The organism is Streptococcus sp. 263_SSPC (assembly GCF_001071995.1).
Classification (GTDB): Bacteria; Bacillota; Bacilli; order Lactobacillales; family Aerococcaceae; genus Granulicatella.
In genome coordinates, this window is sequence record NZ_JVNU01000027.1 from 1 (window position 1) to 13,719 (window position 13,719).

Below are 13,719 nucleotides of genomic sequence, written 5' to 3' on the forward strand. Positions count from 1 at the left end.
TGATATGTACCCAGAATCCTGGACACATTAATAATTAAGCTGAACGCATGGATGTTTCCCTGTATTGAACAGGGGACATCCATTTTGTTTTTTCTTGAATTCTTTTGTTATTGTAATAATCTATATAATCTTTAACTGCCGTTTGAAATTCCTTAAAGGTAGAATATTGCTTTTCCAAACCATAGAACATTTCGTTTTTCATTCTGGCGAAAAACGTTTCTATAATGCAATTATCATAACAATTTCCTTTTCGAGACATTGATTGAATAATTCCTCGTTCTTTTAATGACTGTTGATAAAATGCGTGTTGATATTGCCAACCTTGATCAGAATGGAGAATCAATCCATTTACATTAGGGAATTTTTTGAAAGCTTTATTTAACATCCTTTGAATCTGTTCTAAGTTGGGACTTAGAGAAAGATCATAGGAGATTATTTCATTAGTAGACATATCTAAAATTGGAGAAAAGAAACATTTTCCCCAAGGAAAAGTGAATTGAGATACATCTGTACTCCATTTTTGAAGTGGCCTATCGGCCGTAAAATCTCTGTTAATAATATTATCAGCAACTTTCCCAACATTGCCTTGATAAGAATGGTATTTCTCTTTAGGGCGTTTTCCAAACAATCCATTTATATGCATAAGACGTTGAACTCTTTTATGATTAACAACGTGACCTCTCCGGCAAAGTTCTTGGTAAATTCTTCTTACGCCATATCTACCTTTATTTTCATGAAATATTTTTTTGATTTCTGATAATAAAACACCATTTTTCTCAGCCACAGCATCAACTCTATTCAATTCAAAATAGTAAGTAGATTTCGCCATTTTCATCGCTTTAAGAAGATGTTTTAGTTGGTATCCTATTTCTCGTAATTCTTTGATGACCGCTGCTTTCTCGCCTTGAGAAGCGCAGCTTCCTGTTCTTTTCTCAAGGCTCTCAGTTTTTTTATAACAGCAATTTCAGCTTCTAAATATGCATTTCGTTTACGTAATCTAACTAATTCTTCTCGTTCGGATTCTGAAAGGTTATCAGGCACATCTTTTTTATTCATAATAGGCTCCTTAGATAATGGTCGTCGTCTTTTCTTATTCTTTAAACCATTATATCCATAAGTTTTATACTTGTGAACCCAAGAACCTAATAATCCGACACTTATTCCCGCTGGAAAAGCAACCTCTGATAGAGCTTTCCCATTTAAAACCTGTAAAACAAATGTCAATTTTTCATCTACCGTCCAATTTCTTTGTTTTTTGACACGCTCCAATCCTTTAGGACCATGAATCTTTTCAATTTTATCCCAATTCAATATTTTTCTTCTAAAACTCTCTTGCATAACATTTTCAGGAGTTTCTACCCATGTTCCTTTCCGATATAATTCGACACATTTCATTTTGAATTCGAATGAGTAACGCATAATAAATACCCCCTTTACTGGTTTGTCCAGTAAAGGGGGTACATATCAAAACTCCTAAGACTCTTTAGATTTAAAATCAATTATTTGATACGACCTGGGCGTTCTTTATATCCAAAGTATGCGTCAGCAAGAATTTCTTCCATATCAGCAACCATTGGTAAACGAGGGTTAGCAGGTGAACATTGATCTTCATAAGCAAGCATTGCAATTTCATGGATTGTAGCTAACCATTCTTTGTGGTTAACGCCTTGTGCTTTGAAGTTCATTTCGATACCTACAGCTTCCCCTAATTCGTAAACAGCTTTAGCTAAAGCGTCTACTGCTTCCTCAGGAGTTGAAGACGGTAATCCTAACATACGAGCGATGTCTTGGAATTTTTCATCTGCACGGTAGTAGTTGTATTTTGGCCATGTAGCTGCTTTTGCAGGACGAGTACCATTGTAACGGATTACGTATGGTAATAAGATCGCATTTGTACGTCCGTGAACTGTGTGGAAGAATCCACCAATCTTATGTGCCATTGAGTGGCTCATACCAAGGAACGCATTCGCAAATGCCATACCAGCCATTGTAGAAGCGTTATGCATTTTTTCGCGTGAAACGAAATCAGCATTTTTCACACTGCTTACTAAGTTTTCAAATACTAATTTGATTGCTTGTAATGCTAAACCATCTGTATAGTCGTTTGCAAGTGTTGAAGTGTACGCTTCGATTGCGTGAGTTAATACGTCCATACCAGTATCAGCAGTTACAAAGTCTGGCACTGTCATAACTAATGCAGGGTCAACAATCGCAATTGTTGGTGTTAGTGAGTAGTCAGCTAACGGATATTTACGGTTATTAGCTTTATCTGAAATTACCGCGAATGGTGTTACTTCAGAACCTGTACCAGATGTAGTTGGGATACCAACATATTTAGCACGTTCGCCTAACTCTGGGAATTTGAATGCACGTTTACGGATATCCATGAATTTTTGAACTAAGTCACGGAAGTCCACTTGTGGTTGTTCATAGAACATCCACATTACTTTCGCAGCATCCATTACAGAACCCCCACCAAGTGCAACGATTGTATCTGGCTCGAAGCTCTTCATGATTTCTGCACCACGGTTTACTGTTGTGATGTCTGGATCTGGTTCTACGTCTGAGAATACTTCATAAATTACTTTGTTTGGACGTAATTCTAATTGTTCAATAACACGTTGTAAGAATCCTAATTTAACCATTGCTTGGTCAGTTACGATCATTACACGGCTTACATTTTTCATTTTTTGTAAGTATTGAATTGAATCGCGTTCGAAATAGATTTTTGATGGAACTTTAAACCATTGCATGTTATTTCTACGTCTCCCTACTTTTTTGATATTTAATAGATTTACAACACTTACGTTATCCCCAACTGAGTTACGTCCGTAAGAACCGCAACCTAATGTTAATGATGGGATAAATGCGTTATAAACGTCCCCGATACCACCAAAAGTAGAAGGAGCATTCCAGATAACACGAATTGCACGAACAACGCGTCCAAATTCTTTCGCTAATTCAGCATCTTCTGTATGAATCGCTGCTGAGTGTCCTAAGCCGTGGAATTCAACCATTTGACGAGCTTTTTCAATACCGTCTTCGCGAGATTCTGATTTAAGTACTGCAATCACTGGAGAAAGTTTTTCGCGTGTTAACGGTTCTTTTTCACCAACTTCTTTACATTCTGCAGCAAGAATGTTTGTTCCTTCTGGAACTGAGAATCCAGCTTGTTCAGCGATCCATGCAGCTGGTTTACCAACGATGTTCGCATTTAATTTAGCACCAGCACAGTTTTTGCTGTTTGCTTTTACGCCGAAGCAGAATTCTTCTAATAAAGCTTTTTCTTTTTTGTTTACAAAGTAAGTGTGATAGCTCTTCAATTCTTTAACGAAATCATCGTAAATTTCTTTATCAACGATTGCAGCTTGTTCAGAAGCACACACCATACCATTATCGAATGATTTACTCATTACGATATCGTGAGCTGCTTGACGAATGTTAGCAGATTTTTCAACATAAGCTGGTACGTTACCCGCACCAACCCCAAGAGCTGGTTTACCGCAAGAGTAAGCAGCTTTAACCATCGCGTTACCACCAGTTGCTAAAATTGTAGCAATTCCGTCGTGGTTCATTAAAGCATTAGTTGCTTCGATTGATGGGTGTTCGATCCATTGAACACAGTTTTCAGGAGCTCCAGCTGCAATTGCTGCATCACGAACGATTTGAGCTGCATGTGCAGAACTTTGTTGAGCTGATGGATGGAACGCAAACACGATTGGATTACGTGTTTTTAATGCAATTAAAGATTTGAAAATTGCAGTTGAAGTTGGGTTTGTTGTAGGTGTGATACCACAGATAACCCCTACTGGTTCTGCGATTAATGTTAATCCAGTTACTTCATCGTCTGAAATAACGCCAACTGTTTTAGTGTGACGCATGTTGTGCACCACGTGTTCGCAGGCAAATAAGTTTTTCGTAGCTTTGTCTTCGAAAACCCCACGTCCTGTTTCTTCGATTGCATGTTGTGCTAATACACCGTGTTGGTCTAACGCAGCAACTGATGCTTTTGCCACAATGTAGTCAACTTGTTCTTGATTTAACAAGCGGAATTCATCTAAGGCTTTCAACCCATTCTCCACGAGACGGTTGATTTCTTGTTGTACTTGATTGTTGTTTTTTTCTTCACTCACTTGTGATTTCCCCCAGTGTTTGTTATTTTTATCACATTCTTATCTTACACTATTTTTGTAAAAATGTAAACTATTTTCAACGAAAAATTTTCCTTTGAAAACAGATTCATTCATTTTCATTTCTCCTTTCATAATTTATTCCTAACCTATATCTCCATTCTAACCATTATTCCCAAAATATCAATACTTTTCGCGATATATTTGTAATCCTTTACATTCTTTTTAAAGTAAAAAAAGAAGCTAGACAATTGCTAGCTTCTTAACTTTAAAATAATTCACTTAAATTAATATCTTCAAGTGTGATTTCTTTATTAGTTTGCGCTTCTAAAGATTCAAAATCAAAGTACTCATTAATATTTAATTGATTAATCTGAAAGATTTGTTCAAACAGATTGTCAGGAAGGTTCTTCTTCCAACGGTAGTCTGCAAAGTAATGTGCGAGGTCTTCCGTTTCAATTGTTGTATAGCCTAAGTCATTAAACTCGCTGACTTTATAATACAACCAAGTTTTAAATTGATTTTTTAAACTCTCTTTATCCATCGACTACTCTTCTTCAGTTGCAACTTCATCAGTATAAACTTCATTATTTGTTGCAGCAGATTCTGTAACTACGTGGTGAATAGCAGCGCGTTCAAATGTAAGGATAACTCCTTCGCAATCAAGGTCAACTGTATGATTTACAGTATCAATATTGTAGATTTCACCGTGTAATCCACCGATTGTAACTACTCTATCTCCAATTTTCATTGCATCTCTTTGTGCTTGAATTTCTTTAGCACGTTGACGTTGTTTACGTCCGAAGAACCAGAAAGCTCCCCCTGCTACAACAACATATGCAATTAATAATGTCATTTGATCCATAATCTTACCTCATTTCCAATTTCTATGTTCTTACTTTATCAAAAAAGTCGCTTTATTTCTATATTCTTTAGAAATTTCTAGCATTTTCTTTGTTGAATCCATATTCTTCAAAGAACGCTTCTCTAAACTCTAGCAAGTTATCATCCATAATCGCTTGGCGTACTTGTTTCATTAAGTTTAATAAGAAGTACAAGTTATGATAACTTGTTAAGCGCAATCCGAATGTTTCGTCTGTCTTAAATAAATGACGAATATAAGCACGTGTATAGTTACGGCATGTGTAGCAATTACATTTCTCATCTAAAGGTCGGAAATCACGTTCGTATTTCGCATTCTTCACTACAAGACGTCCGCTACTTGTCATACATGTACCATTACGAGCAATACGTGTTGGTAATACGCAGTCAAACATATCTACTCCGCGAATAACGCCGTCAATTAATGAGTCAGGCGAACCCACACCCATTAAGTAACGAGGTTTATTAGAAGGAATGAGTGGTGTTAAATAATCCAACACTTCATTCATCTCTTGCTTGGTTTCACCAACAGATAATCCACCAATAGAATATCCAGGGAAGTCTAGAGAAATCATATCTTTTGCATGTGCGATACGTAAGTCTTTATAACCAGCACCTTGCAAGATCCCAAATAACGCTTGTGTATCTGGTGATTTATGGGCTTTTAATCCACGCTCTGCCCAACGAGTCGTACGAGCAATCGAATCTTTCACGTAGTCATGTGTATGGTGGAAATCAGGACACTCATCAAAGCTCATGATGATATCCGCACCTAATTTATTTTGTACATCGATTGAGATTTCAGGAGATAGGAATAATTTAGATCCATTTAAATGGTTTCTAAAATGAACTCCTTCCTCTTCAATACGACGCATATCACTTAGTGAGAATACTTGGAATCCACCTGAATCCGTTAGAATCCCTTTCTTCCAGTTCATGAAGTTATGTAATTTACCAGCTTCATCAACAATATCCGCACCAGGACGTAACCACAAATGATAGGTGTTACTTAAAATGATATTTGCGCCCATTTCATCTAATTCTTCCGGAGACATTGATTTTACCGTAGCAAGTGTCCCAACCGGCATAAACATTGGTGTTGGGAAAGTACCATGTGGTGTAATAATTTCTCCAAGACGAGCGCCTGTATGTTTTTCAGTTTTAATCAGTCTATATTTTACTGCAGGTTCTGTCATTTTATAAATCCTTTCCTCGTTTCATAACTACCTAACTGTACTCTACAAAGGCAAAAATGTCCAATAAAAACGGGAGTAAGTAAAAGCCTCACCCCCTGTTTCTTCTATATAAATATTAGTCTACAATTTTTGTATAACTGTAACTTGGTTCTTTTAATTTTTCATCAAAGCCTACTTCTAAATTATGACCATGGAAGAACCATTCGTCACCAGTTTCTACAAAATAAGTAATCCCATTTTCAACAACGCTCACATAAGGATTGCTTGGAGTATCTACTTCAACTGCTAGTGAGAATCCTTCATGAATCGGACTGCATCCGTATACCTTTCCTAGGAAACGAACACCACGTTCTTTAGATACACCCATTTCTTCTTCAAACCATGCTTGCGCTCTTTTATCGATTGTTAATTGCATTGTATCCACTCTTTCCTCTAATTTACTCTCTCATTCTATCATAGAATCGTAGAAAGTCGATAAAGTTTGCTCACCGCTTTCCAGTATATATGAATGAAACGCAATTTAGAGAAGTTAAACTTGTGAATCCATTAGACTCATAAAAAGAAAATGTTTTCGTTGAATCATCTGTTGCTAGTTGAATTTGATACACATTCTTGTACTTTTCTAGAGTCATTTGTAACAATTTTGTGCCAATCCCTTGATGTTGGTATTCGGGGTACACTAAAATATCTTGAATAAACAGAATAGAAGCTCCGTCTCCAACGGCTCTCAGTATCCCAACGAGTTTTCCTTCATCATTAAACGCTTCTATTATATGAAGAGAATTTTTATAAGCGGCTTCAAGCATTTCTGGTTTTTGTGTGTAATTGGTCCATCCTACTGCTTCGTATAAAGGCAGTACTTCTTCTACAGTAATATTTGGGTTTTCAACAGTACGGATCATATTCTTCCACCTCTTTATCCCCTAATCATTTAATGTGCTTTCACAAAAATTATAAATAAAAAAACCGGAATCCACAATAGTGAATTCCAGTTCTGAAATTGTCTAATAAGATTAGCCAAGTTTGTTATAGTATTCAACGACTAGTGATTCGTCAACTTCAGAAGTTAACTCGTCACGTAATGGTAGACGGTTTAATGAACCTTCTAATTTTTCTTCGTCGAAAGTAACGAACTCTGGACGACCATATAAAGCTTCTAAAGCTTCTTTAATGATTGTTAAGTTACGTGATTTTTCACGAACACCCACAACATCGCCAACTTGTACTTGGAATGAAGGGATATCTACGCGTTTACCGTTCACAGTGATGTGACCGTGGTTAACTAATTGACGTGCTTGACGACGAGTAGTTGCTAAACCTAAACGGTATACTACGTTATCTAAACGTTGTTCAAGAAGAACCATGAAGTTTTCACCATGTTTACCTTCTTTAATTTTGCCAGCTTTTTTGAATAAAGTAGCAAATTGACGTTCGTTCATACCATACATATGACGTAGTTTTTGTTTTTCTTGTAATTGTTGACCATACTCAGATAATTTTTTACGGCTGTTTGGTCCGTGTTGACCTGGTGCGTATGGACGACGAGCGATTTCTTTTCCTGTTCCTGAAAGTGAAATGCCTAAACGACGAGATAACTTCCAGCTTGGTCCAGTGTAACGTGACATTGAACATTCCTCCAATAATTGTTTATTTTTTTGGAGTAAAATAATCGCGAAATCTTCGATTCGTGCAGTCACTACAAGGGTTCACCTTTGCAGCCGCGGTTACTACCTTACCCTAAAGGCTAGGACTGTTGACGAGCTTCTATATTTCTGCTGCATATTTTACACAAGAAGTATTGTACCCTATTTCCTATGAAAATACAAGGATTTTATTTAATTTCCCACTCAAGAGATAAGTGGCAACATTTTTGATCATCTGATTCTAGTTGGTGTAATGTTTGAACTCCGTTTTCAGTTTCACGAATTTCATAAAAACTCTTAACGGTAGCTTCTGGAAGAATTTCCTTATCATATTTTACAAGAACTGATTTTAATGAATGAGTCTTAATAAAGTCCATTCCCAGACTATCCATTACCCAGTCAAAATACTTCGCGTTATTCACATGGTGATTATAATCGATATCATTTAAACGAACGCGATACGTTTGAACATTTGCATTCTCTAAATCGATTTTAGGAACTCTTGGATTACGACGAGTATCTTTTTTATTCTCAATTGGATATTCGCTAAGCACTTCTTCATCGAGTGAGATGAGTTTTCTCTCTTCAATATTAATCATTGAGAAAGTCGTTAATGCGTCTACTAGTACTTCTTCGTCTAGAGACAAAATCGTATAACGACGGAACGTAAAGAACTTGTTATATCCAACAGGCTCCGTTTCGATAATAATTTCTTCTTCTAATTTAGGAAGACGATTGACTGTTAATTGGTTTTGAATCACAATCCATGAAAGACCTTTTTGATAGATCAAATCAGGATGAGCTAGACCTCGTTCTTGTTTACGCGAAGCAAGCATCATAATCCCGACTACATGGCTAAGAGATAACTCTCCTTTCCAATTACATTCATACGCCTTCACAACATGATTCATGTGACAAATTGATTCTACCATAGTACATCCTTTCGTAATTGACTAGTTCCACACATCTACACTATCAGTATTCAACACCGAAACAATCTCATGTCCTTTGAATAAGATAATATAGTCTGTTGGTAAATGCATCACTTCATATAATTCTGGATAATCTGGAAAGATTTCATACGCTTGATTTCGTTCTAGCGGTTGCGGATCAATCGTTTGATCAATTGGAGCAATATACCAAGTTTCATCATCAAAACGATGCGCATACCACTCGTCCACTTCAAACGTATGGTTCGCAATCACTAACGGTCCATCAAAGCGGAATGGAATTAAACGTCCTAATGTTTTCGTACGTTTTCCAGTTTGAATCGTTTTACGAATGATATCTAAGAAATAAGAGAAATCTTCAACCCATTCATCTAGTAGTTTATGTTCGTAATTTTGAACAACCACTTGGAAATCTTCCCCTTTTGGAATGACTTTCACTTGTCCATAATGGATTGGAATTAAAGTGTCGACTTCGTCCCAATTCTCCTCAAAATACTCTTCTACGAAAGTAAGCATATCTTCTGCTTCTTTTTGATACTCTTCATCAGCCACTAAAATCAGACGGTGACCATTCACTTCACGAATAAATTCCATAAAATCTCTCCTTTCACGTTTACTAGTGTACCTCATTTTCGAAAAATTTACCTGTATCATACCCGCAAACTGTAAAAATTTGTTATACTGAATGAAAGCAAGAAAGGAGCACATCGATGCAAAATAACCCTTTTTACAAGTTTTATCAAAAGTCTCTTGAAGAAAGAAAAGAAACTTTATTAAATCATCCAAACTTATCGAACGAAGCTAAAGCACTACTCGAAAAAGGTCTTGAACTTCCAGAGTCCATTGCTAACCAAATGGTCGAAAATCAAATTGAAGTATACGGCCTTCCGTATGGAATCGTTCCAGAATTAATCGTGAACGAGAAAAGCTATATTGTTCCAATGGTAACGGAAGAACCTTCTGTAATTGCCGCAGCAAGCTATGCCTCAAAACTAATCAACTTAGCTGGTGGAACTACAACGATTCAAGAAAAGCGTGAAATGATTGGAGAAATTGCCATTGTAAAATCTCCTCTAACACTTGAAGAAGTAAAAACTAAACTAGAACAACAAAGAGAATCGCTCTTTACGATTGCGAATAATGCTCATCCTTCTATCGTGAAACGTGGCGGAGGAATCCGAGAAATATGGGTCGAAGAAAAATCTACTGACAAAGAAAAATTTTATATTTTCTACGTTTCTGTGGATACAAAGGAAGCGATGGGAGCAAATATGCTGAACACCATCCTAGAAGCGCTCGTTTCACCAATTGAAGCATTGACTGATGGCGAAAGTATTATGGCTATTCTCTCAAATCTTGCAACCAACTCAGTCGTGACAGCTAGATGTGTCCTCTCACCAAGAATCTTAGATACTAGAACAACTAAAGGTGAAGATGTAATAGATCGAATCGTTTTAGCAAGTGGATTTTCAAAAGCGGACCCTTACCGTGCAACAACGCATAATAAAGGTATTATGAATGGTATTGATTCTGTCGTTATCGCTACCGGAAATGACTGGCGCGCGATCGAAGCTGGTGCTCACGCTTATGCAAGTTTAAACGGCCAATATCAACCACTGACAAGATGGACAAAGGATGAAGCTGGAAACTTAGTAGGTACTATCACTCTTCCACTTCCTGTTGGAACGGTTGGAGGTTCTATTTCCATTCATCCAGGCGCACAGTTTGCCCACGAGTTACTCGGTCATCCAAGCGCTATTGAATTAGCTGGAATTATTGCCTCGACTGGTTTAGCGCAAAACCTTGCTGCTGTACGAGCTCTTGTGACTGACGGCATTCAAAAAGGACATATGCGACTCCAAGCCAAATCATTGGGACTTGCTGTTGGCGCAACAGAAGAAGAACTTCCACTTCTGATGAACTTACTCGCTAAAGCCCCACACCTAAATCAAGAAACTGCAAAATCTTTATTAGAAGAATTAAGAAAATAAAAAATAGACTTCCCTAGCCCTATGCTAAGGAAGTCTTCTTTATTTAGATTATCTTTCGTCTTCAGTATATTCCATTAATGTGAAGATGTCATATTCGCTAATTTTTTCGCGACCTTTCAAGTCTGTTAACTCTACTAAGAACGCTAACCCAACTACTTCACCGCCAAGTTTTTCAACTAATTTTGCAGCGGCAGCCATTGTTCCACCTGTTGCTAATAAGTCGTCACAGATAAGAACTTTTTGGCCAGGTTTTACAGCATCTTTGTGTAAGTGTAACTCTGCTGAACCATATTCTAAATCATATTCAACAGCCACTGTTTCACGAGGTAATTTTCCTTTTTTACGAGCTGGCGCAAAACCAATTCCTAATTCGTACGCTACGGGACATCCAACGATAAATCCACGTGCTTCAGGTCCAACAATCATTTCAGCACCAATTTTACGTGCATAGTCAACGATTTGTTGTGTTGCGTATTGGTATGCTTTACCGTTAGCCATTAATGGTGAAATATCACGGAAAATAATACCCTCTTTAGGATAGTTTGGAACACTAGCAATATATTCTTTCAAGTTCATTGAGAACTCCTCCTTTTATTTACCTTGTTGTGAGTCCATCCAACTTTTTAGTTCTTGGAACTGGCTATAGTTGAATTTCTTTTCAAGCAACATTTGTTCATTTAACTTTTTCAATAAGGTTGACTCTTCTAAGTCATTTGTTTTTGGACTTTCGTTAATCATTAAATGTCCATCTACTATTTTAACAAATTCCAACTCAAAAAACACTTTTAATATCACTCGGAATTGTTCGACTGGAATTTTTAGGAATCCAGCAACCGAAACTAGTTTTTCATTGTAAGGAATTTGTCCATGTGATTGGATATATTTATACACACTACCAAATTTAGGCTTATCTGGAATCCCAGTTGTCACAACTGAATTCTTCGTATACGCGATGACATAAAGCGGTTGTGGCCATTCTATTTTAAAGAAGGCTTCCACTTCGTCCATCTTTTCTGGTAGGTCGAATAAAACAATTGCTTTAGCAGTTGGGATTTCGTTTGCAGCTACAAAGGATGCAAAATCCATCACGCTTGAAGTACTTGGAATTCTTGTTTCTAGCTCCTTCAAGAACACTTCGTTTGTTGCTAGATAAAGTGCATTGTCAACAGCTAGATGATCTTTTGTAATCTTAGAAGTACGCCAGTCGATAACGACTCTACCTTTAACAGCGATATCTTTTACCAATAATTGAGGGAGGCGATTATTTTGCCAATCATTAATCTCTAAAGTACCAGCAATACTAATCTTCGTATCTGGTTGAAGAGAAGCTGCCCATTCTCCTTTACTAAAGGCCATCGCTTGAAGTGTGTTTGAAGAATTGGACTCTTTCAAATTAAGTTTCAAGTGCTGTTTATCCGCACCGAGTAATTGAGTCGAAGCTACTTGAATCCCTTCTACAGAAACGACTGGTTCTGGGTTATCCGTACCAAAAGGTTTTAAACTGGCTAATGATTCAATCCAATCAACTGTAATGTCTTTTAATGAAAGAACTTCATCAATCGTTAACGTAGCCTTCGCATCTAATAAGTCTCGATGGTCTTTCGCGTATTGTTCTAGTCCCTCGATAATCGTTGGAAGCATAATCGTTTCAACTGTCAATCCAGCAGCCATATGATGTCCACCGAATTTTAGAAGATGATCTTTCACACTAGTTAACGCATCATAGAGATTAAATTCTCCAAATGAACGACCGCTACCTTTTGCTGTTAAGCCGTCTCCACTTATTCCTAAAACGATGGTTGGTTTTCCTGTCTGTTCAACGATTCGACTCGCTACAATTCCAAGAACGCCTTCATGCCAACCTGGTTGAGCTAACACAAGGAGTGGTTGATTCATCTGTTCTTGAATGATCGGAGTGGCTTCTTCGACGATTTGATTTACGATAGCTTGACGTCTTTCGTTTTCTGATTGCATGAAATCAACAATACTTTGTGCTTCTTCATCGTCAAATGTTGTCAGCAATTGAACTCCTGGAGTGGCATCTCCAAGGCGACCTAGCGCATTTAAACGCGGTCCGATTTGGAAACCAATCGTCTTTTCATCTAATTTATCCACTTTAACGGATAACTTCTCAATGAGTGTCACAAGCCCAATACGCTGTGTTTGTTTCATTTGAGCAATTCCTAGTTTAGCAATCGTTCTATTTTCGTCTGTAAGGCTCACTAAGTCCGCAATCGTTCCAATAGCAGCTAATTCTACCATTTCCTCTGGAAACTCTCCTAGAAGCGCATGAGCAAGCTTAAAAGCTACTCCAGCACCAGATAAGTCTCCACATGGGTAGTTTGCCTCTGGATGACGTGGATGGACAACTGCATAAGCTTCTGGAATTTCACTTGGAATTTCATGGTGATCCGTTAAAATCACATCACAGCCATTCTCCATCGCATAGCGAATTGGTTCATGCGCTGCAATCCCACAGTCTACAGTAATAATAAGCGTATGGCCTTCTTCAAGTGCGCGCTTAAATGCTGGAATATTTGGGCCATAGCCATCTGTAAAGCGATTCGGTAAATAGTACGATACTTGAGCTCCTAGCATTTCAAGAGTTTCGTAGAGAATCGTTGTACTTGTAATTCCGTCAGCATCATAGTCGCCATATATATGAATCAATTCACCATTTTCAATGGCTTCTTGAATTCGCCCTACCGCTTTATCCATATCATGTAATAGGAATGGGTCGTGGATTAGATGTGGTGTTGGCGAAAGAAATTCTTGCAACTCTTCTGCTGTTTGAATCCCACGTTCCACACATAAGCGAACGAGATTTTCAGATACGCCACTTTCACTGGAAAGAGACGTTACAAGTCCTTCATCCACATTCTCTTTTAACTTCCATGCATAATTTGCAAAACTCATCGTACACCTCC

Annotated in this window: 14 protein-coding genes; 1 reads left to right on the top strand and 13 read right to left on the bottom strand. The window is 37.5% G+C overall.

Going from position 1 to position 13,719, the window contains the following annotated elements; genetic code table 11:
• Positions 1 to 34 precede the first annotated feature (34 nt).
• From ADH02_RS03290 to ADH02_RS03340, 11 genes are all read right to left on the bottom strand, one after another.
• Complete coding sequence (locus tag ADH02_RS03290) at positions 35 to 886, bottom strand: IS3 family transposase (RefSeq protein ID WP_239681719.1); 852 nt, start codon at positions 884 to 886, stop codon at positions 35 to 37.
• Complete coding sequence (locus ADH02_RS03295; protein ID WP_048782316.1) at positions 865 to 1,419, bottom strand: helix-turn-helix domain-containing protein; 555 nt, start codon at positions 1,417 to 1,419, stop codon at positions 865 to 867. Before ADH02_RS03295 ends, ADH02_RS03290 begins: the two co-directional genes overlap by 22 nt.
• Before the next feature lie 80 nt (positions 1,420 to 1,499).
• On the bottom strand, positions 1,500 to 4,133 hold the full coding sequence (gene adhE / locus ADH02_RS03300; RefSeq protein ID WP_048782591.1) for a bifunctional acetaldehyde-CoA/alcohol dehydrogenase: 2,634 nt from the start codon (positions 4,131 to 4,133) through the stop codon (positions 1,500 to 1,502).
• A 265-nt stretch (positions 4,134 to 4,398) separates the two neighbouring features.
• The gene (locus ADH02_RS03305) at positions 4,399 to 4,674 is read right to left on the bottom strand and encodes a post-transcriptional regulator (RefSeq protein ID WP_048782593.1); all 276 of its coding nucleotides are present in this window, start codon (positions 4,672 to 4,674) and stop codon (positions 4,399 to 4,401) included.
• A 3-nt stretch (positions 4,675 to 4,677) separates the two neighbouring features.
• Entirely contained in the window at positions 4,678 to 4,995 is a 318-nt protein-coding gene (gene yajC, locus ADH02_RS03310) for a preprotein translocase subunit YajC (RefSeq protein ID WP_048782595.1), read from the bottom strand.
• A 67-nt stretch (positions 4,996 to 5,062) separates the two neighbouring features.
• Positions 5,063 to 6,208, bottom strand: coding sequence for a tRNA guanosine(34) transglycosylase Tgt (tgt, locus tag ADH02_RS03315; protein WP_048710024.1), 1,146 nt, complete (start codon positions 6,206 to 6,208; stop codon positions 5,063 to 5,065).
• 115 nt (positions 6,209 to 6,323) lie between these two features.
• Positions 6,324 to 6,623, bottom strand: a complete 300-nt coding sequence (locus ADH02_RS03320) for a HesB/YadR/YfhF family protein (protein ID WP_048782598.1) — start codon at positions 6,621 to 6,623, stop codon at positions 6,324 to 6,326.
• Between the two features lie 70 nt (positions 6,624 to 6,693).
• Positions 6,694 to 7,110, bottom strand: coding sequence for a GNAT family N-acetyltransferase (locus ADH02_RS03325; protein WP_048782600.1), 417 nt, complete (start codon positions 7,108 to 7,110; stop codon positions 6,694 to 6,696).
• A gap of 111 nt (positions 7,111 to 7,221) precedes the next feature.
• Positions 7,222 to 7,833, bottom strand: coding sequence for a 30S ribosomal protein S4 (rpsD, locus tag ADH02_RS03330; RefSeq protein ID WP_005605618.1), 612 nt, complete (start codon positions 7,831 to 7,833; stop codon positions 7,222 to 7,224).
• 206 nt (positions 7,834 to 8,039) lie between these two features.
• Positions 8,040 to 8,783, bottom strand: a complete 744-nt coding sequence (locus ADH02_RS03335) for an acyl-[acyl-carrier-protein] thioesterase (protein ID WP_239681724.1) — start codon at positions 8,781 to 8,783, stop codon at positions 8,040 to 8,042.
• A gap of 21 nt (positions 8,784 to 8,804) precedes the next feature.
• Complete coding sequence (locus ADH02_RS03340; RefSeq protein WP_239681725.1) at positions 8,805 to 9,395, bottom strand: immunity protein Imm33 domain-containing protein; 591 nt, start codon at positions 9,393 to 9,395, stop codon at positions 8,805 to 8,807.
• 116 nt (positions 9,396 to 9,511) lie between these two features.
• Between ADH02_RS03340 and ADH02_RS03345 the strand changes: the two genes are divergently transcribed.
• Positions 9,512 to 10,792 carry a hydroxymethylglutaryl-CoA reductase, degradative gene (locus ADH02_RS03345; protein ID WP_048782604.1) on the top strand — a complete coding sequence of 427 codons (1,281 nt, stop codon included), beginning with the start codon at positions 9,512 to 9,514 and terminating at the stop codon, positions 10,790 to 10,792.
• A gap of 48 nt (positions 10,793 to 10,840) precedes the next feature.
• Here the strand turns inward: ADH02_RS03345 and ADH02_RS03350 are convergent, their stop codons facing one another.
• Complete coding sequence (locus tag ADH02_RS03350; protein WP_048711246.1) at positions 10,841 to 11,368, bottom strand: adenine phosphoribosyltransferase; 528 nt, start codon at positions 11,366 to 11,368, stop codon at positions 10,841 to 10,843.
• Positions 11,369 to 11,383: 15 nt separating this feature from the next.
• Entirely contained in the window at positions 11,384 to 13,708 is a 2,325-nt protein-coding gene (recJ, locus tag ADH02_RS03355) for a single-stranded-DNA-specific exonuclease RecJ (protein WP_048782606.1), read from the bottom strand.
• Positions 13,709 to 13,719 lie beyond the last annotated feature (11 nt).